Origin of the sequence: Mucilaginibacter lappiensis, from assembly GCF_900155965.1 — a bacterium.
In the GTDB taxonomy this organism is placed as follows: domain Bacteria; phylum Bacteroidota; class Bacteroidia; order Sphingobacteriales; family Sphingobacteriaceae; genus Mucilaginibacter; species Mucilaginibacter lappiensis.
Genome location: NZ_FTMG01000001.1, coordinates 160,429 through 186,179, shown reverse-complemented (window position 1 = coordinate 186,179; position 25,751 = coordinate 160,429). Strand labels below are relative to the sequence as shown.

General features: G+C 41.1%; 18 protein-coding genes and 1 riboswitch. Of the genes, 5 read left to right on the top strand and 13 right to left on the bottom strand.

The annotated features are described in order from the left end of the window. Positions 1-157: 157 nt before the first annotated feature. From BW976_RS00755 to BW976_RS00725, 7 genes are all read right to left on the bottom strand, one after another. Positions 158-1,597, bottom strand: a complete 1,440-nt coding sequence (locus tag BW976_RS00755; protein ID WP_076369418.1) for a SusD/RagB family nutrient-binding outer membrane lipoprotein — start codon at positions 1,595-1,597, stop codon at positions 158-160. Positions 1,598-1,602: 5 nt separating this feature from the next. Continuing rightward, positions 1,603-4,785 (bottom strand): SusC/RagA family TonB-linked outer membrane protein, encoded by a 3,183-nt coding sequence (locus BW976_RS00750; protein WP_076369416.1) that lies wholly within the window; start codon positions 4,783-4,785, stop codon positions 1,603-1,605. 378 nt (positions 4,786-5,163) lie between these two features. Beyond that, complete coding sequence (locus BW976_RS00745) at positions 5,164-5,733, bottom strand: TlpA family protein disulfide reductase (protein WP_076369414.1); 570 nt, start codon at positions 5,731-5,733, stop codon at positions 5,164-5,166. 122 nt (positions 5,734-5,855) lie between these two features. Next, positions 5,856-5,965, bottom strand: a riboswitch (SAM riboswitch). A gap of 340 nt (positions 5,966-6,305) precedes the next feature. Beyond that, on the bottom strand, positions 6,306-6,674 hold the full coding sequence (locus tag BW976_RS00740) for a hypothetical protein (protein WP_076369412.1): 369 nt from the start codon (positions 6,672-6,674) through the stop codon (positions 6,306-6,308). 20 nt (positions 6,675-6,694) lie between these two features. After that, a complete protein-coding gene (locus tag BW976_RS00735) occupies positions 6,695-7,195 on the bottom strand; it encodes a hypothetical protein (RefSeq protein ID WP_076369410.1) in 501 nt (166 codons plus the stop codon). Positions 7,196-7,265: 70 nt separating this feature from the next. Beyond that, a complete protein-coding gene (locus tag BW976_RS00730; protein WP_139332148.1) occupies positions 7,266-8,489 on the bottom strand; it encodes an O-antigen ligase family protein in 1,224 nt (407 codons plus the stop codon). Between the two features lie 536 nt (positions 8,490-9,025). Next, a complete protein-coding gene (locus BW976_RS00725; RefSeq protein ID WP_076369406.1) occupies positions 9,026-9,454 on the bottom strand; it encodes a hypothetical protein in 429 nt (142 codons plus the stop codon). A 625-nt stretch (positions 9,455-10,079) separates the two neighbouring features. Between BW976_RS00725 and BW976_RS00720 the strand changes: the two genes are divergently transcribed. Next, positions 10,080-12,365, top strand: a complete 2,286-nt coding sequence (locus BW976_RS00720; RefSeq protein ID WP_076369404.1) for a GH92 family glycosyl hydrolase — start codon at positions 10,080-10,082, stop codon at positions 12,363-12,365. 16 nt (positions 12,366-12,381) lie between these two features. Here the strand turns inward: BW976_RS00720 and BW976_RS00715 are convergent, their stop codons facing one another. Continuing rightward, a complete protein-coding gene (locus tag BW976_RS00715) occupies positions 12,382-13,416 on the bottom strand; it encodes a LacI family DNA-binding transcriptional regulator (RefSeq protein ID WP_076369402.1) in 1,035 nt (344 codons plus the stop codon). Positions 13,417-13,688: 272 nt separating this feature from the next. Here BW976_RS00715 and BW976_RS00710 point away from each other — a divergent pair, with 272 nt between their 5' ends. The 3 genes from BW976_RS00710 (at position 13,689) to BW976_RS00700 (ending at position 18,420) form a co-directional block, all read left to right on the top strand. Then, positions 13,689-14,570 carry an inositol oxygenase family protein gene (locus BW976_RS00710; RefSeq protein WP_076369400.1) on the top strand — a complete coding sequence of 294 codons (882 nt, stop codon included), beginning with the start codon at positions 13,689-13,691 and terminating at the stop codon, positions 14,568-14,570. A 151-nt stretch (positions 14,571-14,721) separates the two neighbouring features. After that, positions 14,722-16,410 carry a sodium:solute symporter family transporter gene (locus BW976_RS00705; protein ID WP_076369398.1) on the top strand — a complete coding sequence of 563 codons (1,689 nt, stop codon included), beginning with the start codon at positions 14,722-14,724 and terminating at the stop codon, positions 16,408-16,410. A 531-nt stretch (positions 16,411-16,941) separates the two neighbouring features. After that, the gene (locus BW976_RS00700) at positions 16,942-18,420 is read left to right on the top strand and encodes an amino acid permease (RefSeq protein WP_076369396.1); all 1,479 of its coding nucleotides are present in this window, start codon (positions 16,942-16,944) and stop codon (positions 18,418-18,420) included. 335 nt (positions 18,421-18,755) lie between these two features. On the opposite strand, the gene BW976_RS00695 is transcribed toward BW976_RS00700, so the two are convergent. From BW976_RS00695 to BW976_RS00675, 5 genes are read right to left on the bottom strand one after another with little or no spacing between them, the layout of a single operon-like run. Next, positions 18,756-19,781, bottom strand: a complete 1,026-nt coding sequence (locus tag BW976_RS00695; RefSeq protein ID WP_076369394.1) for a hemin-degrading factor — start codon at positions 19,779-19,781, stop codon at positions 18,756-18,758. Positions 19,782-19,783: 2 nt separating this feature from the next. Beyond that, a complete protein-coding gene (locus BW976_RS00690) occupies positions 19,784-20,593 on the bottom strand; it encodes a heme ABC transporter ATP-binding protein (RefSeq protein WP_076369392.1) in 810 nt (269 codons plus the stop codon). Positions 20,594-20,595: 2 nt separating this feature from the next. Further along, positions 20,596-21,639, bottom strand: coding sequence for a FecCD family ABC transporter permease (locus BW976_RS00685; RefSeq protein ID WP_076369390.1), 1,044 nt, complete (start codon positions 21,637-21,639; stop codon positions 20,596-20,598). Between the two features lie 19 nt (positions 21,640-21,658). Further along, a complete protein-coding gene (locus BW976_RS00680) occupies positions 21,659-22,492 on the bottom strand; it encodes a heme/hemin ABC transporter substrate-binding protein (protein WP_076369388.1) in 834 nt (277 codons plus the stop codon). A gap of 17 nt (positions 22,493-22,509) precedes the next feature. Then, positions 22,510-23,061, bottom strand: coding sequence for an HmuY family protein (locus BW976_RS00675; RefSeq protein ID WP_076369386.1), 552 nt, complete (start codon positions 23,059-23,061; stop codon positions 22,510-22,512). Positions 23,062-23,395: 334 nt separating this feature from the next. Here BW976_RS00675 and BW976_RS00670 point away from each other — a divergent pair, with 334 nt between their 5' ends. Continuing rightward, on the top strand, positions 23,396-25,744 hold the full coding sequence (locus BW976_RS00670) for a TonB-dependent receptor (RefSeq protein ID WP_084191992.1): 2,349 nt from the start codon (positions 23,396-23,398) through the stop codon (positions 25,742-25,744). Positions 25,745-25,751 lie beyond the last annotated feature (7 nt).

The window sequence follows — 25,751 nt, the reverse complement described above, 5'->3', positions numbered from 1 at the left end:
GAGCTATTAGCTCTGCTTTTTATTCTGATTTGATGATTTAAGCTATGCCGGATCGGAGTTTTTGTAGTCGACAAGCTCCTTGATGCTGCTTTAAACCAGATATCCATCAACAACAAAGGCCGCATAAAGCGGCCTTTGTTGTTGATGGATGGTATTGTTAGTTTACATCAAACCACAGTTTGGTGGTGAGTACATCGGCGCCTTGGTTGGCAACGGCTGCTTTATAGCTTGCGCCATTGAGCGATTGTTCGGTTCCGGGGTAAATGAACCGTACAGGTATTTTTCCGTTTAAGGTGCCGGCAACGGCGGGCTGTAGCTGCGGGTAATCTAAGCGGCGCCATTCGGCAAAGGCTTCCAGCCCCTGGCCAAATAAAGCTATCCATTTTTGGTTGCCTATAGACTTTTTGTAATTCGAAGCATCATATTTAACCGCTGCGGAATTAATGTATGTTGAAATGGCGGTGTTGCCGATTCCATATTGCTGTAGTGAGGCTGTAACCGCCTGATTATAGAAATCGGCTGCATTACCAGCTATAAAACCGCGTGCTACGGCCTCTGCCTGGTCAAACAATACTTCGGCATAACTGATAATTACTGCTGGAGCATGCGGTGCCCGGAAATAGGCGCCTGGTTTTGATGTTTTAGTAAGACCTAAACTGCTTGCATCACCAACCAGTAAACCGTTGGGTACGCCCACATAGGTTTGCGGAGTTGCATCCTGGGTTGGAGTGGCATAAACAGGCAACCGCGGATCATTAAGGGCAAATAACTGATCAACTATAGTTTTACTGATCCGGTAATCGTCCCGGGTATCAAACAAATTGCTGATAGGGTTTTGATTTGGTGAATCAACATAAACCAATTGTGCTATCTCGCTGTTGGAGCTGATATATCCGCTGCCTTCGGCTTGGATATCGGCCAATACCTGTTTAGCTTTATCGGGTTCACGATCAGCAATACGAAGCGCTATACGCAAACGCAGCGAATTGGCGAACTTTTTCCATGAGGCAATGTTGCCACTGTATATCGCATCGCCTAAAATGGCTTTACCTGATGGATCAAGAGAAGATTGTGCTGCTTTCAGATCATCAAGCAAGGCAAAATAAACATCTCTTTGTGCATCGTATGCCGGAGTAAGGTACTGATCAATGTTGATGGATTGCTTATAAGGTACATCGCCATATTGATCGGTCAACAGGGTAAATACCCATGAGCGCAATACCAAAGCAACACCTTTGTAATTGGGATTGGCTTGAGCATCGGCCAGCTTAATAATCTGGTTCAAATTGATAACCCCTTTGGTATAAGCAGTTGTCCATAAGCCCTGAAAAGATGCGTTGGTGAATATATAACGGTCGGGATCTGTATATTGTATTTTGGACCAGTTTTGTACAAAAAGCAAGCTTGAACCCATGTTGTCTTCTACACCCCAGTAAGTATCGGCCATATTTTTAATAACCCCTGTAAGCAGGTAATCAGGCTGTGGGTTTTGGGTGGCATTAGGGTTTACGTTAACTTTTACCAGTTCTTTTTTGCACGATGCCAATAACAATAATAACGTGCCTGATAATATGATGGATGTATATTTAAGTTTCATGATAATTAAAATTTAAGGTTAATATTAAAACCAATGTTCCTTACAGTAGGGAGGGTTAAATCTTCCAGCCCTTGTCCGTTGCCCGTATTAAAAGCGGTTTCCGGATCGATATTTGGCGCGTTTTTGTGGATGATGAGCAGGTTACGACCTACAACTGCGAACGATGCCCCCTGGAAGCCAATGCTACGGGCCCATTTTTGAGGTACGGTATACCCCAGTTTTATTTCCCTTAATTTGATATAGGTAGCGCTGTAAACAAATGGCTCATCGGCATTGGTTAACGATTTATAGTAAGATTGTGCCGATAAAATGGTGGTGTTTTTACTGCCATCGGCTTTTACGCCGTTGTAAATGATACCATCATTATACACTGCCACGCCAGCCGGGGCATTGCCGCTAATTTGAACCGCAGGCGCTGAGGTATTGTTGCCCGGGTAATAATAGCTTATGCCTCCGTTAGCCGTACCACGACCCGGCAAGGTAGATGCTAGTATACCGGTGTAAGTGCCTGTACTGTTGGTGCCTGAGTAAATAGAGCCGCCAATGTGCGCGTCGATCAAAACGCTTAAGTTAATGCCTTTGTAAGTAAAGCTGTTATTGATGCTACCTAACCAGTTTGGTGTAAACTTGCCCAGGTACTGTATAGTTGGGTTAATGGCAGGTGTTCCGTCGGCATTTACAACTACCTGGCCGCTGGCATTGCGCTGAAACGCATTACCGTAAATAGCGCCATAAGGTTGCCCAACTGCGGCCAGTACCTGTACTGTACCGTCAGATCCTAAGATATAACTTTGCAGGCGGCCTTCTTTATCCAGCGAAACCACTTTGCTCTTATTGCGGGAGTAATTTACATTGATATCCCAGCTAAAATCTTTCAGTTTTACCGGCGTCAAACCTAATTGTACCTCTAAGCCTTTGTTATTAATAGTACCTCCGTTGATGAGTTTTTGGTTATATCCCGTGGTTGGGCTTACGTTAACTTTTAATATCTGGTTATTACTGTTGGTGTTATAAACGCTCGCGTCTAAACGGATCCTGTCGTTAAAAAAGCCCAGTTCAAAGCCTGCTTCGGCCGAGGTGGTGGTTTCTGGTTTTAAATTAGGATTCAGATCTACGTTGTTTGCGCTTTGTTGCGGGTTCGCATTAAACGGAGCAGTAAAATCATAGGTGTTGATCAACTGATACGGATCGGTTGCCTTACCCACTTTTGACCATCCGCCGCGTAGTTTTAAATAGCTTAATATGTCACTCTTAATATCCAGTGCTTCGGATAATACCAAACTGCCATTAACAGAAGGATAAAAATAAGATAAGCTGGATGCCGGAAGGGTAGACGACCAATCATTACGGGCCGTAACATTGATAAATGCATAGTTCCTGAAACCAATTTGTCCGGACGCAAAATAGCTGTATGTTTTATATTTACTGAAAGTGTTTGACGATATGAGCGGATCGCGTGAATTGCTTAAAGTATATAAGCCGCTTACCGCCAGTTTAGGCGCTTTCTGGTCGTTATTCTCTAAGGAATTGGCACGGATGTTACCACCGATTAATGCGTCGAGCGAAAAATCGTCATTCAGCTTTTTGGTGTATTGCAATCTGCCTTCGGTATTGGTTTCGGAAAAATCATAAGCATCCTCTTCGTACGAACCAAATGGCGTACCGTTGGTGCCATAAGCTATCCTGATTTTACGGCGATCATTATAATAATCGGTACCGGTACGGAAATTCGCCGACAGGCCATCGATAATTTTATAGTTTAACTCCGCGCTACCAATAAAACGGTTGCGGGTTTGGCCCACTGTATTTTCATAAGCCTGAAAGTAAGGGTTGCTGTAGTAACTATTATTCCAGTTAAAAGTGTTGCCATTGGCATCGCGATAGTTTTTTAACTGGCTGATATCAACCTGACGACCAAACCAGGTAAACTGCAGCATGGTACTGGTAGCTCGTTTACCGCCCGCGCCGGGTAAATTATCGGCATCGTCCCGGATATAGTTGGCTATGGTAGTTAAGGTTAACTTCGGTGTAATTTTATAGGTGGCATTCAATAAAAATGAATTACGACCCTGCTCGGTATTGGGAATTACACCCGTTTGATGCAGGTTATTGTATGACAGGCGGAAATCATATTTATCGCCCGAGCTGGCCAATGATATGCCATTATTAAGGGTAACACCCGTTAAAAAGAAATCTTTCACATTATCGGGGTGTGCTATAAATGGTACGGGTGTGCCGTTGGAGTTAAATTGAGGTATCAGCTGACCATTTAATGCCGGGCCCCAGCTTTCGTCAACACCATCATTAACGCCGCCGCCTTTACCATCTACATAGCTAAATTTACCGTTGGAGCCCTGTCCGTATTCATTTTGATATTTGGGCAGACCCAATAAGTTGGAAAACGAGGTGTTTGAATTAATGGTAACACCCAGACCTTTGGCACCTTTGCCGGTTTTGGTTTTGATGAGGATAACACCTGCCGCTGCACGTGAACCATAAAGAGCTGCTGCATTTGGCCCTTTGAGCACCGAAATGGATTCAATATCCTCGGAATTGATATCCGAAATAGGGTTGGCAAAATCTCTTGAACCACCCACACCCAATTGCTGGGTATTATCAACAGGTAAACCATCAACCACAAACAGCGGCTGATTATTCCCGGCTACGGAGGTTTCGCCCCGGATAATGATACGGGATGAACCCATATCGCCCTGGCTGTTGGTTACGTTTACACCTGCTATTTTACCGGCCAGCGCGTTCACCAGGTTGGTTTCCTTAGCCTCCGATATATCTTTTGATTTTAAACCCTGAACGGCATAGCCTAGTGATTTTTTATCCTTTGAGATATTGAGTGCGGTGACCACAACCTCGTTCAAGGCGTTGGCCTGCTCGTCCAGTATAATATGGAGCGATGCATCGGCCCCGGTAACCGGTATTTCTTTAGTGGTAAAACCGATGTAAGTTACTCTGATCACATCGTTCACTTTCGCGCTTAGGCTAAACTTGCCATCGCTGCTGGTTTGTACGCCATTGGTTGTTCCTTTAACAGAAACACTTACGCCGGGCAAAGGGAGCCCATCTGACTTGGCGGTTACCACCCCGCTTATTTTAACAGATTGCGCCGCAACCGTTTGGATGATGATAAAACGCAATAGTATTGCCAGTAATAGTTTGTAATTTTTAAACATGGTAATTGATTGTGAATGTTAACGATACCATACAGTACCCGGAAAATGAAAGGCTCTAACCATCCGCAGATCAGACGATCCGGGCGGATAATACTATTCCGTTAAACTGTAAAATTTTTGATTGTTGGATTGTGCTGTGTTGCCTGAGACAAAAGCCTGACCGACCTAAACAACGCTGCGTATTAGCAGCAGCAACACCTATTTTGCATAGATAATGTAGGGGTATTCATGATAGAAGAAGATGTTAAAACGTAAATGTTCAAAATAGAAATGTTGTTTAAGGATATGTAATTTGTTTTCATGTGCGTGGTGATTGTTGGTTAAATCGATATAGCAATGTGTTATAACAAGATTGGGGATAGTTATTTTATTATTATGTTAGTTTATAGATGCGGTTTTATTGTTCACCAAAGCGTCGACCGCCTTAACCATGGATGCAAATTCCTGCTGATCATACAGGCGGGTGAGATACACTATGCGGCCATCACGGTTGATGACCACGTTGCGGGTAACACCACTCTTTTTATTGGCAAATTTTCCAAAAATACCTGCACCGGGATCAAGCGCCAGATCATAGGTGATCTTCATATCCTGGTGAAATTTCTGCACTTTGTTCAGTGGCTCATCACGGTCGACACCAATTAATACCAGGCCTTTGTTTTTGTAGGTTTCCCAGATGTCTTTTTGTAAATGGGGCATTTCCTGACGGCACACGCTGCACCAGCTGGCAGTAAACTGTAGTATCACTATTTTGCCGCGTAACTGCTTTAAGGTTGTTTTGGTACCGTTGGTGAGTACCAATTCAAAATCATCGGGAGCCTGTTCGCCAACTTTAACCAGGTAGCCACGGTCGATATTAGCTGAGTCAACAGCCTGCGCCGATTGTGCACGGGCAGCAACGCCGGTGAACAGGAAAAGATAAACTATAAGTAAAAATTTGTTGTTCATTGAATTAGCTAAATAGGGCTAGCTATAAATAAGCCGGCGATAAAAAAATAACATATTCAATTAAACAGAAAGAATAGGAGAGAATATCGGGAACAGCTTATAGCTGTAATTATGTGGACGTATCATTATCTTTTCTGCAAGTAATTACAGATAGGAATTAGCACCTTTATAACAATCTGTACAGGTTGCTAAGACATCACAGGGCCTTTCCCTCAGTCTTTCTGGATAATTAAAAAATGAAATAAAGAACGATTTCGGGTGCAAACATATAAATAATTCTATTAAATCCATAGACATTATATTTATTTAATGATTTTCGCTTATTTCTTACAATTTGGTGGCAAAAGGGTGGAGAGATAATCTATTTAAACTAAGGAAATGTGGTTGGCTTTTTTGAGGATGATAGAATATCGGAAATTCAAATCTAAACGGACTTAAAATCCAATACTAATATAAAACTACCAGGTGCATGTTAAAAAAATAAGCAAATAGTTGTGTCCATTTGCTTACTATATTTATGTTATAAAAATTTCAAATCATCTGTTAATGATCATTTGACTACTTGTCTTTTATCAGTGAGGACACTGGGCGTTACAAACCTCTTGCTGATCTTCAAGATAACTAAATTGATCATCGAAGGAGTAACCCGCGCCTGTTTGGCAATCTTCAATAGCAGCATCCCATTCGTCGGCTGCATAATCACCAGAGCCTGTTGAATTACCATCACCACCTTCTTCTGTGATACCTTCGGCCATCTCAGCCGCAGCATCCGCAGGCATACTGCTCGATATACAGTCATTACGGTCTGCCTGGTATTGAAGCCCCAATTGATAGGCGGCAGTTTGGAATTGGTTTTGGCAAGCGGTAGTGCAATTCTGAGCAATTGTTCTTGTTGAAAGCAGTAAAAAGCCCAATAATGCTAATGCAATTATTTTTTTCATGTTAATAAATTCATTTTAAATCAATTATTTTTCAAGTTTAACCTGTTCAATCTGATAACCCTGCGTTGTTCTTTAAGGTTAACATAATCCAACTTTTTCACATGCATATCCTCGTAATAAACTTTATGAGAGAGTGTAGCAAAATCACGTGAGTTTAAGGTACTCACATCGCTTACTTCAGCTTTTAGCTTCAAATAATAAAGATTTGATTTAAGGGAATTGGCCAGGTAATCAGCGGCATTATCCATTCCTGCTTTTGTATAAACATCGATTAATCCCTGATGTGAGTGTACACCTTTAACATGTGAGGATATGTATTTAAAGTCTACATTTGACATATTATACTTGTCAATTACCAAACCCGTTTCCAAACTCGATTCATAAGTCATGTATTTTTTAAATGTTGCCGAGTTATCCAGCTGACTGGAAATAGAAACCTTTGCGGATGTGCCTTTATCCTTGGTACAGGATAAGGAAAACCCACAGATAATAATGCAAAAATAAAGGTATTTTCTTTTCATATATTAGAGTTATGGATTATTCTCAAATATATATATATATATTAAATAGAACTAATTAATTAAAAAACAATTAATTAGTTCTATTTAATAAAATATTACTACTGTCTTTTATAGCCCTGATCGTATCACTTAATATTTTTACCTTTTGATCAGCAATTTCCCGGGCAATAACTTGTGCCTTTGTTGTATCCTTTAACTTTAGATACAATTTCAAAAGTTCATATTTTGACAAAAAACGATTAGGTGCAATATTTATCGCTAATTGCATGTCATCCAAAGCGGCTTTATAATTGTAAAGATTCTCTTGAATATGAGCTTTGCGCAATATTAAAGTGGTATTTGTTCTTATTTCTAATAGCTTATTAATAACTGCCAGAGATTGGGGGTATTTCTGATTTTCATTTAATACAGTTATATAATTAAGTAAGAAGAAACGATTCCAATATAAATCCGGATAAATCTGATCATAAAAAGGAGCTCGTTCAAAAACCATAATATTATTTTCATCTACCAACTTCCATTTTTCCAGTATTTTAAATCTTCCATATCCGCTGATCAACATGTATGTAATGCTTATTGGAACAATAATTAACAAGGTGAATTTTACAATGTGCGAATAGGAATCCGGGATTTGTTTGGTGAAGTCGTCTGAAAAATAACCAGTAAAAGTAAAAATCGATATGAGGAATACGGGGACTCTTAGTGGCGAGGATATTATGCAAAAGAAAAAAATAGAAAAATATAATAGTTGGTTGGGAAGATATTCCTTACGTAAAGTAAAACATTTTAAATAATACAATGTCAAAATAACCAGCAATAAAATAAGGGCAGTGACCGGAAATCCCAATTCAACAAGCATTTGTATAAGTTCATTATTACAAACATAAACGTTTCCTGCTAAAAACTTTTCCCTGCCTGTTCCCTTCGAATGGTAAAAGTACCTTGCCTGCTCCTGGTTATATACAGATTGAAATTTGTTAAACCCAACTCCTTGAAAAAAATTATCGCCACTGAGTTTTAAGGCATTTTTCAGAATAAATAATCGACCTTCTGTTGAGGCCTTTTTGTCCACTATGGCGATAAAAATGAATAAACCGATAAAAGCAGGCAATATGAACCTTAATGCCTTAGTTTTTAAGGAAAAGTTGTTGTAGAGAGTAAATACAATTAAGAAAAAGTATATAATTAACGCACTGCGCGCATTACTATAGAAGGAAAAGCCTGTAGCGCATAAAATGAAAAGAGCTATTATGCATTTGACTAATGCAGAACCAGTTTTTAAGTTATTAGACACCAATATAACTGATATCAGACACAGGTAATTATTAAAAATGATCTTGTTGGAGAATGTTTCGATAAATAGCCGATCCTGATTATGAACAACAGCGAACACAAGAGTAATTAAAATAATTCCGATGCCAATGTTGATCGCTTTTCTTTTATGGTAATTAATATGATCACTACTGATCAACAACATAAATATGATGTTGGAAAACAGGATATAAAAGAGTATCCAATTATTGGTAAATGTATGGTCCTGTAAAGAATGTAATAACAACAGTAAAATTATACATACTGTAGCAATGGCTTTGTAGGTGATTTTAAAAGATAATTGTTTGCCTTTTAAAATTATTATGAGATATAAGATCGAGGATGAAATGAGGTTAAATGCAATGATTTTAATCTCTGAAAAATAATATTTTCTTATATCAAATTGATCTGCAAAAACGATAAAAACCGTATTGTTTATTAAATATAAGTATAGAATAAAACGAATGCACGAGTGATATATGAAAGAACTCCAATTCTGAGTTTGCATGAAGCTCTACTTTATTTATTCTTTTCCAGGATTCTTACCTTTTTAAAAAGTTTCACACGGTCTTTTATACTTAACCCTAACAACTCCGGATATTCTTTCATCAGTTGTTCGTAATATTTATTAAGGCTAATTTGTGTATCAATATAATCTTTGGTATTTGTCATTCCGGCACTCGCGTAAATGGTATATAATTGATCTGCGGGTAGTTTGTCCACAAAATCAGCATTATGATCTCTTATATACGTTTTGTTTAAATGCGCATAATTATAGGTTCCATTTTTAAGGCCATTAGCCAAGTGAATATTTAACTCTAAATATTTGTTGAAAGTCGGAGACGATCTAAGTTTTTCAGTTATATCAACATTTGCCGTATTATGGCTATGACACGAACTGGTTATAAATAAAATTAAGAAGGTAAATAATGAGTATGAATTTTTCATGTTAGATGAGATATATTTTTTAAATATATGATATATAAAGAACTATAAATTATTATTCCAATTTATAGTTCTTTATATCGTAGCAAAGTTTAAATTATAATTTCCCGGGTTTCTATTTTCTTTGTCAACTAAGTTCCCGCAAGGACGTTTAATTGAACAATACTGATCTCTTTTGATGAACCAAGATGGTTTTTGTATATTTGTGTATCAGGCAACGGCCCGGTTCTCTTTTGCAGGGAACCGGGCCGTTTGGTTAAGAACAAAACCATGCCAAAAATCGGCTGTATGGTATGTAGTTATTTGAATGTCAATTATTTAATACTTTTTAAACTCTTTAAAACTCGCCAAAATCATGTTTAAATTTGTTAAAAAGTGTTAAAATGAGGGTTTTTCGATCGATTTTAAGCTGTTTTTACCTCGTTTTTGAGCAGAAAAATGTTAAAATTTAAGGTTTAAAAAGTTTTATACAGGGCAGATGAAGTGGCTGATGATTGTTGTTAAACAAAAAATCAGTGAAAACGATTAAGTAAATAATTCAAACGTTTTGAGAAATATGACCTTAAAAATAAGAGATTTGTTTTCGATCTGTAAGCAGGTCATTCACCAATTATACCTTCTGTTCACTATGCAATTAAAACGGAGTATTTGTCTGTTAGGCTTACTAACTTTTTTTTACGCGGATAATTTCGCCCAAACCACCGCCAAAAAGCAATTGGATGAGGTTGATTATGTTGATCCACTAATAGGCACTTCTCTAAAAGGTTTTGCCAAGAATTTTGAGGAAGGCAACGGCGGTGGTGGCACCATGCCCTGCGTAAACGTACCCTTTGCCATGACCAATTTTGTAGCCCAAACCCGCGAAAACAAAATGAGCTATATGGTTTATCACTATGAGGATAGCCGGGTTATTGGGTTCACGGCCAGTCACCAGCCCACGGTTTGGATGGGTGATTATGGCTATGTTTCGGTGATGCCGCAGGTTGGTAAACTGCGTGTTTTACCTAAGGAACGTGTGCTTTCTTTCAGCCATAAGGATGAAGTATCCAAGCCCTACTATTATTCGGTAAAACTGAAAATTACCGGTACCGAAAAGATCAAAGCCGAAATCGCGGGTGCTAATACCTGTGGTATGTTCCGGTTTACTTTCCCCAAGGCAGATCAGGCTCATATCATTATCCAGGGCATCAACCTGAATCCCGATTTAAAGGACTGGGCCAATGACTATACAGAGAGGATCAAAAAGCTAAAAGGCTATGTACACGTAGACACCATAAATAATGAAATAACAGGCTATAACCCCGACAGGCAATCAGCCCAGTTAGGTCCTGAATTAAAGAATTTTAAAGGGTATTTTGTGATCAAATTTAACAAGCAGATCAAAAAATATGGCACCTGGGATAAGCAGGTGATCAACAAAGACAGTCACGAGCAATATGGTACCCGCATGGGGGCATTTATATCCTTCCGTACCAAAGCCAATGACGAGGTGAGGGTTTTAGTAGCTACCTCATTTATCAGTATTGAGCAGGCACGGGAAAACCTTAAAAAGGAGATCCCTGACTGGGACTTTGACCGGGTTGTAAAAAACACGCGCGAACAATGGCAACAGGCCTTAAAAGTGATACAGGTAAGTGGGGTAAGCAAAGATCAGAGAACGATCTTCTACACCGCATTATTCCATACGCTACTGTTTCCGAGGCAGTTTTCTGAGTATGGTAAATACTACAGCGCTTTTGATGATAAGGTGCACAAAGGCGAATCATACAATGATTATTCATTGTGGGATACCTTCAGGGCACTGCATCCGCTGCTAACCCTTACCCAACCGCAGAGGGTTGATGGCATAGTGCAATCGCTGCTGCAAATGTACCAGGAGGGTGGCTGGATGCCGATGTGGCCAAATCCAACCTATACCAATATTATGATAGGCACTCATGGCGATGCTGTTGTGGCTGATGCCTATGTAAAAGGTTTCCGTGGTTTTGATACCAAACTGGCTTACGAAGCCCTGCATAAAGACTCCTACAATGCCCCGGATGGCGATACCCACAAACGCTGGGGCGACCGTGACCCGTGGACAAGCTTTGAAGCTCGCGGCGGTTTAACCAACTACCATAAACTGGGCTATATACCTGTAGACAAGACCCGGGAATCTGTTTCACGCACCATCGAGTATTCTATCGACGATTATTGCGTGGCCCAGGTGGCCAAAGGCTTGGGTAAGGAAGATGACTATAAACAGTTGACCGCCTGGAGCAAAAACTACGCGAACGTATATAATAAAGCAACCGGTTTTATGGCTCCACGTAATTCAGACGGGCATTTTTCGGCCAAACCAGATTCTGGGTTCACCGAAGGTACCAAGTGGACCTATACCTTCGGCGCCATGCATGATATACCAGGGATGATCAAATTAATGGGTGGTGAAAAGGCCTTTGCTGATAAGTTAAGCCAGAATTTTAGCGGCGGCCACTATCAAGCGGATAATGAACCAGGTCATCATTACCTGTACCTGTTTAACTATTGTGGCATGCCCTGGAGAACACAGGAGTTGGTGCGCGAGCATACTTCAACACAAAACTTCAGGAACGCGGCCATCGGCATCAACGGAAATGATGACTGCGGCCAGACTTCGGCATGGTACATTTTCAATGTGATGGGTTTTTACCCGGTTGCCCCTGCATCAGGCGTTTACAGCATTGGCGCGCCGCAGTTCCCATACATAGTACTGAATCTGCAGCACAGCAAAAAGCTGATCATTAAAGCCACAGGTCTTTCAGCTAAAAATAAATATGTGAAATCAGTAAGCTTTAACGGTACACCAATAAAGAATTATACCATTTCGCACAAAGAAATCAGCGAAGGCGGAACGCTGGCGTTCACCATGACCGATAAACCGCAGAAATTATAAGAAATTGAAAATCTGGTTAGTCAGTGGCTCGGGTGGAGTCCCTGACTACCAGTTTGGAGGGCAGCGTAATATTTTCCTTTTCCAACTGGATAGGCTTCCCCGCCAGATGACCAAATAAAAGTTCGGCGGCTTTGCGGCCCATATCATATGCTGGTTGTAAAACTGTAGTGAGTGGTGGGTTCAATATGGCCGCGGTGATCTGGTTGGTAAAACAAACCACTTTGACATCATTAGGAATATTCATTTTCAACTCCTCACAAGCCAGGTAAGTGGTGGTAGCCAAATGCTCAACCGTGGCAATAATACCGTCTGGTTTAATTTTGGCGATATGTTCTTTTAGAAATGCTATGTTTTCCTGGTTGTACTTATTGGAACAGCTGATTACGTTTTGCTCCTGATGTTTGATCTGATATTCGGCCAGCGCTTTTTTGTATCCGCCTTCACGGGCCTGCAAAATGAAGGGGTAGCCTTCAATAGTAACCAATGATATGTTTTTACAACCCCGTTCAAGCAGGTGTTTGGTGGCCATATAAGCGCTGTTGAAATCGTCGGTTTTGATCTTGGCGGTTGGGATATCTTCACAAACCCGGTCGAAAAAAACAATGGGTACTCCAGCTTGCTGTAATTCTTGTATATGCTTGATATCTTTAGTATTGCTGGCCACAGACATTAGTACCCCATCTACCCGGCCGCTGCTCAGGTCGTTAAACATCTGTGCTTCACGCTCGTAACTGTCGTGAGTTAAATAGATGAGCGCATGATATTTTTCCTGGCCAACAATGCTCTCGATACCATTGATGGCCTGGCTAAAAAAGCTATCAGCAATTTCGGGGATGATAATAGCAATAGTATTGCTTGATCGCTTCCGGAGACTGCTGGCATAAGGATTGGGTACATAGTGCAGCAATTTGGCGGTTTCTATAACCCTTTGTTTGGTTTCCTCACCAATGTCATGACTGTCCCTGAGTGCCTTTGATATAGTTGCAATAGATACATTTAACACCTTAGCTAGTGTTTTCATGTTTACTTTGTTGCTTTTTGCTTCGGCCATTGGGGAATTGGTTTTTCGGAATTTTAACTATCTGTTAATTGATTTTTATCGCTAAACTATAAAAAAGTTTAGCAAGGTAATAAAAATAGCGTTTAAAATAAGTGGTGATAACTTAGCTGTCATTTATACAGTTTAAGTAAACGTTTAAGCAAATAAATACGGCGTTTTTGATAAATCTGATTTTAAAAATGGACAAATTTGTATAACACAGCTATAAAAACCAGCTATAAAGGATTGTTTACCAATTATATTTCCTTTTAAATTATAACATCATGAGCAAGATAATCGGAACGCCCGAACAGGGCCCTCTAAATTCCATAGAAGAATGGGAAGATGATTTATTAGTTCGTTACCCCGATGCTGATGCGATAGCCGCCGGCCGGGATACGCAAGCATATCGCGACTACGAGGCTACTACAAAAGATAGCGTAAGGGAGTTTTACCGCTTACAGCACATCAACCAAACTTATGATTTTGTGCTGCAAAAGAAACAGCAATATCTGTCGTTTGATAAACAGGAGATGACAGTTTGGGAAGCATTTGATTTTTTAAACCAACTGGTTGATGACTCCGATCCGGATACCGATCTGGATCAGTTACAACACCTGTTACAAACATCAGAAGCTATTCGTGCAGATGGCCGTCCGGATTGGATGGTACTCACTGGCTTATTCCATGACTTGGGCAAAGTGTTATGCCTTTTCGGCGAACCTCAATGGGCAGTGGTTGGTGATAGCTACCCGGTAGGTTGCGCTTTTTCTGACAAGATCGTATACTCGGAATATTTTGATCAAAACCCCGATCATCATGATCCTCGTTACAACACTAAATATGGTGTTTATGAGCCAAATTGCGGTTTAGAAAACGTACACATGACCTGGGGACACGATGAGTATATTTATCATATCATGAAGCCTTACCTGCCTGAGCAGGCGTTGTACATGCTTCGTTATCACTCATTTTATCCGCAGCACAGGGAAAATGCTTACAGCCATTTAATGACCCCGCATGATCACCAGTTATTTAAATCTGTTGATCTGTTCAATCCATATGATCTTTATTCCAAGAGCCCCGTGCCACCGGATTGGAAAAAATTGCGCCCGTACTATGAAGATCTGGTTGCCAAATATTTACCGGCAACGCTGAAATTCTAAGCGGGTTTTTCTACCAATACCCCATTAACATAACCGCTGGTGGCGTTATATCACCGGCGGTTATGTCAATTCATTTTATTTCATAGATTTGAAAAATTGAACCGGCCCCGAAAAATTACCGGCCTAAATATCCTATTGCAAAAAAATACTCATGCTGAAACACATTTCTACGGCCGATCTGTTGGTCTTTTTCTTCTATTTTATCATAGTTGCCAGTTACGGATACTACATTTATAATCGCCGTAAAAAAGAAACCAATAATAGCTCACATAGCTTTTTTCTGGCCGAAGGATCACTCACCTGGTGGGCTATAGGTGCCTCCATTATAGCCTCCAATATTTCGGCAGAGCAGTTTATCGGTATGAGTGGCGACGGCTTTTTTGCCGGGATAGCCGTAGCTGTTTATGAATGGGTTGGTGCAGCAGCGCTGATCATTGTGGCCGTGTTTTTTATGCCGATTTATATTAAGAATAAGATATTCACCATGCCGCAGTTCCTGCAGGATAGGTATAACGGCGGAGTAGCACTGGTGATGTCGATTTTCTGGCTGCTTTTATATGTATTTATTAACCTTACCGCCATATTATTCCTTGGCGCCTTAGCTATCAACGGATTGCTGGGTGGTGAGTATTTTCACCAGATCATGATAGGCTTGGCTATATTCGGGGTTATTATTGCCCTGGGTGGTATGCAGGTAGTGGGTTATACCGATGTTATACAGGTAGGCGTACTCATTATTGGTGGATTGGCTATTACGTACTTGTCATTAACCATCGTAAGCGAGAAATTCGGCTTTGGTACCAATGCGCTTACGGGCTTTAACTTGCTGCTAAAAAACGCGCCCGACCACTTTCACCTCATATTTAAAAAACCAACAGCTGGCGCTTCCTCAGAAACCATAGCCAAATACCTGATTTTGCCGGGTTTTGCCATGTATGTTTCAGGGCAATGGATCAGCAATTTAAATTATTGGGGCTGTAACCAGTATATCACTCAAAGAGCCCTGGGTGCTAATATCACCACAGCTCGTACTGGTATCTTATTTGCCAGTTTACTAAAAATACTGATGCCGGTAATTGTAATGCTGCCGGGTATTGTAGCTTTTGTGCTGTACAAAAATGGCCACCTGCAGCAATTAGCCGGGGGTAAGGATGGAGCTTATTCGGCTATGTTGTCCTTTTTACCATCGGGTTTAAAAGGCTTGTCATTAGCGGTATTAACGGCTGCCATCGTAGCTTCGTTGGCTGGTAAGGTGAATAGTATCGCTACCATTTTTACGCTGGATATCTACAAAAAATATATGAAGAAAGATGCCAGTGAGCGCAGTATGGTTTGGACTGGCAGAATTGCCATTTTAATGAGTTTGCTAATAGCTGTGATGTTTACCTGGAACGATGTTTTAGGTATTGGTAGCGCAGGCGGATATACTTTTGTACAGAAATATTCAAGCTTTGTAAGTCCGGGGGTATTGGCAACTTTCCTGCTGGGTATGTTCTGGAAAAGAACCACTGCCGAAGCTGCTGTTGTTGGAATATTGATAGGGTTTGCCTCTTCTGTATTTTTCAACCAGTTTGCCGTTCAGTTACTCGGGCCAGAAACTATATTGTATTCGGCGTTTCATAACGCATCAGGGCAATATGAAATCCCATTCTTTATCTCCCTGAGCTGGTCGTTCCTGATTACCTGCCTGGTTATGGTGGGCATTAGTCTTAGAGGACAGGTGATCAATGCCAAAGCTATCACCATTGAAAGAACCATGTTTAAATTAAAGCCTTCGTCGGTTATGCTGATAGCGGTGATATTGATACTGTTATCAGCTATTTACGTGAGGTTCTGGTAGGGGAGACAACCGTAAAAAAATGTAATTTCCTTTAGAGCCGAAGCATCTGGAGCATAGTTGGCGAAAGTGAAATCTTACACGTGACTGAAGGCGAATATTTCAGGCTGTATAAGATTTTTTGCTTCGCTCAGAAGACATTTTCTCCTCGGCCCTCGTTCGATGACAGCCTGTTTATTAGAATATTTAGCATTATTGGACTGGAACTAAATTTCGCCATGAAGCTGTCTCATAAGTATGGGAACAGCCTCTTTTTCTTTGATTTCTTCGAATAGGTGGTGGAGAGCGTTTTCGTATATATGATTCTCAGAGCCTCGATTTTACTAATAAGACAATCTCTTTTTAGTTTTCGATACGCTGCCTTGTCCGGAGTAGGCCACTACCTAACGGAAAACCGTGATTTGATATATTTAAACCATTTTGTTAGAAATACTTAGCTATCATATTATTATATTCGGCGCTTCAAATTCCAATAAATTTAATTGCGTTTAAGAACAAACAATTAACAATTGAAGACAATTTTATTTAAGCTTTATGAGATTTAAGAAACCATTAGATGTATTACTAAAAGAAGCCTCGGAAACAGGTGCAGGTACGTTAAAGCGCACTTTAAGTAGCTTTAACCTGGTTACCATGGGAATCGGCGCAATAATTGGTGCCGGATTATTTTCACTTACCGGGTTGGCTGCCGCCAATAATGCTGGGCCGGCTGTTACTATATCCTTTATCATAGGTGCCATTGGTTGTGCATTTGCAGGACTATGTTATGCCGAATTTGCGAGTATGATCCCTATCGCAGGTTCTGCTTATACTTACTCCTATGCAACAATGGGCGAGTTTACAGCCTGGATAATTGGGTGGGACCTGGTACTGGAATATGCATTAGGCGCTGCAACGGTGTCCATCAGCTGGTCGCAGTATTTAACCAAGTTTTTGCATTATTTTAATTGGGAAATACCGCCTCAATTTACCAGGTCGCCCTGGGAAAGCGCCACGCTTGCCGATGGTACTGTGATTCATGGTATCATGAATCTTCCGGCTGTATTTATCATTGTATGCTTATCATTATTACTGATTCGCGGTACAAGAGAATCGGCTTTTGTCAATAATTTTTTGGTTGTGCTTAAAGTTGCTGTGGTATTGGTTTTTATAGCCGTTGGCTGGGCCTTTATTAATCCGGCTAACCATACGCCGTACATTCCTGCAAATACAGGAAAATTCGGAGAGTTCGGCTGGTCGGGTGTGCTTCGGGGCGCCGGTGTGGTATTCTTTGCCTTTATTGGCTTTGATGCAGTTTCGACCGCTGCCCAGGAAGCAAAAGACCCTAAACGCGGAATGCCGATAGGAATCATTGGTTCTCTTGTGGTATGTACCATATTGTATGTGCTGTTTTCGCATGTAATGACGGGTGTTGCCAATTACAAGGAGTTTAAAGATAGTGCAGCACCCGTTGCTGTAGCTATCGCCAAAACACCTTATGCCTGGTTACAGCAGTCTATCATAGTGGCTATATTGGCAGGTTACACCTCTGTAATACTGGTGTTTTTGATGGGTCAATCCCGTATATTTTATACCATGGCAAAGGATGGATTAATACCTAAAACGTTTGCAACGGTTCACAAAAAATTTCAAACCCCTTATAAATCCAATTTATTATTTGCGGTATTTGTAAGTTTATTTGCCGCTTTTGTACCTGTAAGGGTGGTGGGCGAAATGGTATCAATAGGTACATTATTTGCCTTTGTGCTGGTTTGTATCGGGGTAATGGTGATGCGAAAATCAGATCCAACTACTCCGCGGCCTTTCAGAACACCCTGGGTACCTTTTGTACCGATTGCTGGTATTGTTATTTGTGTTTTAATGATGGTATCGTTACCGCTTGATACCTGGATACGCTTAGCAGTTTGGATGCTGATAGGTTTGGTAGTTTATTTTACTTACAGTAAAAAGCATTCTGTGATACGTAATGGTATTTTGAACAATGGTAAAGAGCCTTTAAACCCCGATTTATAAAGGTCCAAAAAGTATTAAAGCAAAAGAGGCTGTATCATAAATCAAATTGACCACTCTTGGTGTTGTGTCACCGATGAATTGAAATTTAGCCGATAATATTCATACAAAGTTGGGTTTACATATTTTCTTTAAAAATTTAAATAATTTATTGATAATCAATTATTTAAGTCAATGTTAACCATGAAAAGTGTAAACCATGTAAACCCACTTTTGTTAATGAAGTCAATCCAACCCAAGACTATACATCAATTCGTGATGGAGTATCCGGATTGATCAAATAAAAAAGAGGCTGATCATGATTTATGATACAGCCTCTTTTGCTTTTCACAGGTATATTATTTACAGGTGTGATTTACCAGCTCGCGCCATTCTGTTAGTTCGGGAATGCCCGGTTTGCGCTTACCGAACATTTGCAGTATCATTTCTCCATCAGCATCATACAATTCAATGGAATTTACGTCGCCATCTGTTGAAGGTTTAATGACATGCCATACCTCGGCTACAAAATCTTCGCGCAGGTGCAGGTTGAATTCCGGATCAAGTACATTGAACCACGGCCCCATAGGTACCAATTTGGTTATGTTACCACTATGGATCTGGATGCAGCCTTTATTACCTACAAATATCATAACAGGTATCTGCTGCCCTGAGCATGTTTCGGCAATAGTTTGGAATGATTGCAGATCAACCTTTTTGGCATATCCGGCAGGAGCCAGGCGTAATGCCTGGGTGCGGCTGAGTTTAAATTTTCTCAATAAACCAAAAAACTCGTGGCTATCCTGCATAGCTTTCCAGGCACCCTGAAACGCGACGGTTTCAATAGCAGTATCAGGTAATTCTGCAGATGCCGGCTTTTCTGACGTATCTACAATAATTTCGTGGTTATCGGTATCCTGGAATTGTAATACCAGTCGATCATAGGCAGCTTTGTTGCTGGTATCAGTCAGATATATTTTATGTATGGCAACACCTTGTTTATCAAAAAACTGCAGGCTTTCGCGACCGTTTTCTTTTACTGCGAACCCCAAATGCCATTGTTGCAAAAACAAACGCAGGTCAATATCTTCGCCAAACACTAAACCGGCGTGCGGGGTAAAAGAGATGTTTTGGTAAACACCTTTACGTTCGCTTACACAATATTCGTTCCGGGTAAGAGCCATTACATAACCCAGACTATTTACCTGTTGCAGGATGTTCTCAAAATCTTTTTTGAGTAATGTTACGGTTTCACCAAGTCCTGTAGCCAGTAACTCAGCTTCGCTTACCATCAGATCATCTGCTATTTCCCGGATACGTCTTTTAGGATTAGCCAGTTTATATTCCTGATATCTCGTTTTTAATGTGTTAGTTAATGTTTCCATATTTATAGTTTTAAAGATGTTTTATTTTGTTCAAATGTTATTTCGTGGGGCATAATTATCTGTTTTAAAGTAGACGGGTTGGTAAATACATCGGCCTCAATTTCAAATATTTCATAAACCGATTTTGGGTTCAATACTTCGGCCGGTGTGCCATCATACCATTTTCGGCCACGTTTCATCATGATGATGCGATCGGCATATTGTGCGGCCAGGTTCATATCGTGTAGCACGCTTACTACGATGAATTTCTTTTGCGCCATTGATCTTAAAATGGCCAGTGTTTGCTGCTGATACAATATATCCATACCTGCCACTGGCTCGTCCATCAGCAGTAAGGCATGAGGTTGTTCCCATACCTGGGCCAGCGCCCGGGCCAGCTGTACACGCTGTTGCTCACCGCCGGAGAGGGTAGGGTATGATCGTTCGGCAAATGTTTGCACCCCTGTTGCCTCCATGGCGGTTTGTGCAATTTGAAAATCTTTTGCAGCCGGACTATGTTGATAATGCGGATAACGCCCCATCATCACAATTTCCTTTACTAAAAATGGCAGACTCACTACATTTTGCTGTGTTAATACGGTTCGCTGGTGGGCAAGTTCGAGCTGTGTGTAGGTATTTAAAGCTCTCCCATGAAGCGATACCGAACCGCTTTCAGGCTTGTTTGTGCCTGAAAGTATTTTCAGCAGAGTTGATTTACCCGCGCCATTTGCGCCCAGTATGGCTACCATTTCACCTGGTTTTATACTGAAGGATATATCTTTCAGTAGTTTGGTTTGCCCAATTTGGTAGGTTACATTGTTAACAGTCAGCATACTTAGGCAAGGGTTAATTTTCGTTTATCCCTGATGAGTATATACAGAAATACCGGTGCGCCAATTAGTGCTGTGATCACACCAATAGGTAATTCAATGGGCGCTATCAACGTTCTGGCTATGATATCAGCTATGATCAGTATCAGTGCCCCAAGTAATGCAGAGGCAGGGATAACATGTTTATTATCTACACCCATTACCAGGCGTATGATGTGTGGCACTAACAAGCCCATGAAATTAATAATACCGGTAAGCGAAACCGATGCTCCAATAGCCATAGTTGATAATAGGATCACCCTGAGCTTGGTTCTGTTTACATCAAGCCCCAGGTGGCCGGCCTGCATTTCGCCCAGGGCAAAGGCATTAAGCGCCTTGCCCGATGCTGGTAGCAGGATAACCGGGATCAGTACAAAGGGGGCCAGGCAGGTTACTGTTTGCCAGGTGGCACCACCTAAACTACCCAGCATCCAAAAGGTAATATTGCGTAGTTGTTGTTCGCTGGCTAAATAAGTGATTAGCCCGGTAAGCGCTCCTGCAAGTGCATTGATAGCGATACCGGCCAGTAACATGGTGGCTACATTGGGTTTACCGTTATGCTTTGATATTTGGTAAATAAGCAATGCCGTGATGCCTGCTCCAACAAATGCGCCGAATGCCAAAAGATAGTAGCCAAAAAGATTACTTAAACTGGTTAATAAAGTAGCCTCCAAACCTATAATGGCTACGGCCATCAATGTTGCCCCGGCAGATATACCGATAAGTCCTGGTTCGGCTAATGGATTCCGGAAAATTCCTTGTATAGCCGCCCCGGAAATACCGAGCGCTGCACCAACCAATATGGCCAGCAACAAGCGGGGGAGCCGTACAATAAAAATAATAACGTTGTGTTGTTCATTAACCTGTTGCATATGATAAATGCCCAGTTTACCCATGATCAACAGAAACACTTCTCCCGGGGGGATGTGTACTGCACCCAACCCGACTGAAACGATACCTGCAATTACTATGCAGACAGATAAGATAATATATATGAGTCCCTTGGGCATGTACTTAAATAATTTAACACTAAATTTTGCTGTGTAATTGTAAAATGGCCTGGTCAAGCCTGGTACTGAAATTGATGAGCAGATCGGCATCCATTTGTACAATACGTTTATTTTTGCCCGCATTGGTTTGTGCCATACCCGGAATTTTCAGGATATTATCCATTCCACCAAGGCTGCTAAACCCAAAGTCAAACATCAGGATGACATCGGGATTAGCTTCCACAAGCGCTTCGGTAGTGTAGGGCTTAAAATCGTTAAATGAATTTACGGCGTTTTTACCGCCGGCAAGGCTAATGATCGCGTCGATATGCGTGTTTTTGCCTGCCACCATCATAACTCCGGGGCCACGGGCATAAATAAACAGCACTTTGGTGTTTTTAGGCTGTTGCTTTACCAATGCAAGAGCTTTAGCCACCTTATCTTTGGTTTGTTTAATCAATGCATCGCCTTTTGTTGTAGCGTTTACTGCTGCAGCAACATCCCTTATAAACTGATAGGTGCCATCAATAGTGAAAACCTGCTTTATACGTACCAATTTGATGCCCGCAGCATTAATTTGTGATTCAATTTCTTTGGATACCGAACCCTCCGGGGCCAATACAACATCCGGATTAAAGGATATCAGCCCCTCGGCTGATACGGAGCGGTTTTTACTTACCTTGGGCAAAGTATTCACATAAGCAGGATAAGTGCTGGTGACATCAACGGCAACAATATTTTTGCCCAAGCCAAGCGCATCCACAGTTTCAGTTAAAGCGCCATTTAGAGTGACAATTCGCTTAGGCTGTGCCTGTGCTTTTGAATGCAATATAAACCCCACTATAAATAACAGGAAATAAAAAGATCTTTTCATGTGTCTGTGTTTTACAATTAATTTCCCGGCTCAATAAAAGCGTATTTGAAAGTGTAATAGCCCGAATCGCCATCACCATTTTTGTAATAGTTCAGTATCTCCACTTTAGCATACTTTCCGGAACTTGTATGTACAATAATGATACGACCGGGTATGGGCGTGATGCTGTGGTTGCTCATATCATAAGTATACCATCCATTATTGCTGCCCCAGGCTATAGCTTTTGTTTTCTGGCTATCCTCCAGGTATCCGCTTGTCGGAGCTTTTTGAATCTTATCAAAAGAGGTATCCTTTAACAGTTGGGCGGTTGTATTTCCGGTGCCGCTGGTGCCACTATTTACTAAGATCACTGTACGCGCAAAAACGAGATCCCAGTCTTTACCGGTCGTATCTGCGCTTTCAACCCGTTGGCCTTTATCAAAGCTGAAATAGGTCTTCTGCTTAACTGCATCCAGGTCATTTACCATTTTAAATTCTCCGGAGCTGGTTTGCGCCATTAAATGACCGCTATATAATAGTATAGTTAAAATCAGGACAAAAATGTTCCTGCGGGGCGTGTTGTTTTCCATAACACAAATGAACCTCTTATTTATAATTATTCCAAATAAGATGATGCTTATTTATGAAATCGGGCTCTTTACAATTTGAGGTTAATACCGGGGATTATAAGGTAGTGATATTTATTTAAATATTTGATTATTAACTTTTTTGATATGTATTGTATGGAATTGAGCTACTTATTTCGATCAACAATATGCCCGCCTGTTAATATAATTACCGAAATAATAGTCCCAAAGTCGTAAAAAATAATCCGGATTCCGGTAATAAAGTATCAAATAAACTAAGCACTTTTGTCTTGTTCTTATTTAGACTGGTTAAAAATAAGAAATCTTAGATCCTTTAATGAAATACTTTTTACCACTACTCGTCATGTTGCTGCACTTTAACAATATCCAAGCTCAATCATCATCCGCCCAAATGCAGGGTACGGTTACCGATGATAAAGGCAATGCGGTAGCAGGCGCAGCGGTTACTATTATACAAACCGGGCAGGGTGGTGCATCTACCGAAAAAGGGCAATACACTATAAACAATATAGCTGCCGGTGCTTATCATATCAGGGTAAATGCTATTGGTTACAAATCTGTAGTGGTAAAGGCTACTATAAAATCAAATGAACATTTGGTTTTACCTATCAGGATAGAAGCTGATATGAATATGCTCAATGAGGTAAACGTCAATACAAAAAAATATAATCCGGATAACCTCATCGATCTTCAACGTACGCCGATGCCATCTATGATCATCACGCGTAAGCAAATTGAGCAAATGGGTAGCAGGCGTTTGGATGAGGTGTTGAAAGAACAAACCGGTTTGGCCATTGTGAACGATATTGGCTCAGGAGCAAGGGCCATTGGTTTGCAGATGCAGGGCTTTGACAGTGGTTATACGATGATACTGATAGACGGTCAACCGATGACTGGCCGTAACTCGGGCAATTTTGATCTGTCGCGCATTACCGTGGCCAATATCGAAAGGATCGAGATCATCAAAGGAGCTTCTTCATGTTTATTTGGTAGCGATGCGATGGCTGGCGTAGTTAATATTGTAACGCGCCAGCACGTATCGCGAAGCCAGGGCATGGCCGGTGTACGATATGGAACCTTTAATACGCTTGATGCAAACCTGGAAGGCGAAAGCCCCTTTGCCAATGGTAAAGGTTCAGGATATATCGCCGGAAATTATTACCGTACTGATGGCTTTAACTCAAATCCTTATCTATCAGAGGGCAAAACCGTACCACCATATACCAGCTATACCCTTCAGGGGCGAGCAAAGTATATGCTGAGTACGGTTAACACCCTCAACTTTACCGGTCGGTTTGCATCCCGCCATTCGATAAATGATAAATCTTATACAGGTAGCCCCACAAAGGATATCCTGGACGAGGATGATTTGAACGGATCGGCGGTACTGAATACCAATTTAAGCAGCGGTTTGCGAATTAAATCGCAATACTATCTTACCCGTTATTCTACCGGGCAAAACATTACTGATCTTACTTCCAACGAGGTAATACCAGGCAATAATTTTGTACAATACCTGCACCGGGGCGAGGTACAGGCCTCAAAAACATGGTTTAATTCCCTGGTGGTTACCAGCGGTATCGGTACTCAGTATGAAACAATGGATAACGATGCTTACCAGGGTGGCAAACATCAACAAAACTCTTTCTTTTACAGCCAGGGCGATTGGAAGGTATCTGACAAGGTAGGCATGATCGGTGGTTTCCGGGTAGAGCACCATAGTCGCTACGGCAGCAGCCTTACGCCAAGCTTTGGTATCAATTATCAACCTGTAAAAATGCTGGTTTTAAAAGCAGCCGTGGCAACAGGATTTAAAACACCGGACTTCGGGCAGTTATATTTAGTGTTTACCAATTTTGCAGGTGGCGGTTATACCGTATTGGGCACCGAACAATTTGCGGCAGAGCTAAAAAAACTGCAGGATGCCGGCGAAATCTCCTCTGTGTTTCCAAATGCTTCCAAAGTGAGTACATTAAAACCAGAGCGTTCAGTGTCATATAGCGCAGGTTTTACCTTAACACCTACTTCTTCCTTTAAAATTGATGTAAACGGCTTTTATAATAACGTTCATAATTTCATCAATACCGATCAGGTGGCGTCCAAAAAAGGAGGGCAGCAGGTATTTTCCTACTTCAACATTGATAAAGCATTTCTTTCCGGGTTGGATGTTGGTTTTAGCTGGATAGCTGCCAAAGGTTTAACCATTGCAGGCGGATACCAATTGCTTTATGCCAAAGACAGGGGTGTTATCGATTCGATAAAGGCTGGTACAGGAAACTATGCCAAAGTATACGATCCTAACCTGGGCACAGACCGCCGCTCCAAAGTTTCTGATTATTTCGGACTAACCAATCGTTCGCGCCATATGGCCAATATCAGGTTCAGTTATGAATATGAACCTAAGGGTATTACGGGAACGTTCAGGGTAAACTATCGCGGTAAATACGGCTTTCAGGAATCAAACCGGTCAAATGGTTTCCTTGACCCTTATGATACTTATGTGAATGGTTTTTTCCTCTTTAATGCATCGGTGCAAAAAACATTCCTTAATAAACACTTTGCCGTACAGCTTACTGCCGACAATATACTCAACTACAGGGATATGCTGATGCCCGGTCAACCCGGCAGAATGATACTGGCTGGATTTAATTACCGGTTTTTCTAACAACAAA

Excerpts from the sequence above, each read along its gene's own strand:
- BW976_RS00755 (WP_076369418.1), bottom strand. The coding sequence starts at position 1,597 with ATGAAACTTAAATATACATCCATCATATTATCAGGCACGTTATTATTG.
- BW976_RS00750 (WP_076369416.1), bottom strand. The coding sequence starts at position 4,785 with ATGTTTAAAAATTACAAACTATTACTGGCAATACTATTGCGTTTTATC.
- BW976_RS00745 (WP_076369414.1), bottom strand. The coding sequence starts at position 5,733 with ATGAACAACAAATTTTTACTTATAGTTTATCTTTTCCTGTTCACCGGC.
- BW976_RS00740 (WP_076369412.1), bottom strand. The coding sequence starts at position 6,674 with ATGAAAAAAATAATTGCATTAGCATTATTGGGCTTTTTACTGCTTTCA.
- BW976_RS00735 (WP_076369410.1), bottom strand. The coding sequence starts at position 7,195 with ATGAAAAGAAAATACCTTTATTTTTGCATTATTATCTGTGGGTTTTCC.
- BW976_RS00725 (WP_076369406.1), bottom strand. The coding sequence starts at position 9,454 with ATGAAAAATTCATACTCATTATTTACCTTCTTAATTTTATTTATAACC.
- BW976_RS00720 (WP_076369404.1), top strand. The coding sequence starts at position 10,080 with ATGCAATTAAAACGGAGTATTTGTCTGTTAGGCTTACTAACTTTTTTT.
- BW976_RS00715 (WP_076369402.1), bottom strand. The coding sequence starts at position 13,416 with ATGGCCGAAGCAAAAAGCAACAAAGTAAACATGAAAACACTAGCTAAG.
- BW976_RS00710 (WP_076369400.1), top strand. The coding sequence starts at position 13,689 with ATGAGCAAGATAATCGGAACGCCCGAACAGGGCCCTCTAAATTCCATA.
- BW976_RS00705 (WP_076369398.1), top strand. The coding sequence starts at position 14,722 with ATGCTGAAACACATTTCTACGGCCGATCTGTTGGTCTTTTTCTTCTAT.
- BW976_RS00700 (WP_076369396.1), top strand. The coding sequence starts at position 16,942 with ATGAGATTTAAGAAACCATTAGATGTATTACTAAAAGAAGCCTCGGAA.
- BW976_RS00695 (WP_076369394.1), bottom strand. The coding sequence starts at position 19,781 with ATGGAAACATTAACTAACACATTAAAAACGAGATATCAGGAATATAAA.
- BW976_RS00690 (WP_076369392.1), bottom strand. The coding sequence starts at position 20,593 with ATGCTGACTGTTAACAATGTAACCTACCAAATTGGGCAAACCAAACTA.
- BW976_RS00685 (WP_076369390.1), bottom strand. The coding sequence starts at position 21,639 with ATGCCCAAGGGACTCATATATATTATCTTATCTGTCTGCATAGTAATT.
- BW976_RS00680 (WP_076369388.1), bottom strand. The coding sequence starts at position 22,492 with ATGAAAAGATCTTTTTATTTCCTGTTATTTATAGTGGGGTTTATATTG.
- BW976_RS00675 (WP_076369386.1), bottom strand. The coding sequence starts at position 23,061 with ATGGAAAACAACACGCCCCGCAGGAACATTTTTGTCCTGATTTTAACT.
- BW976_RS00670 (WP_084191992.1), top strand. The coding sequence starts at position 23,396 with ATGAAATACTTTTTACCACTACTCGTCATGTTGCTGCACTTTAACAAT.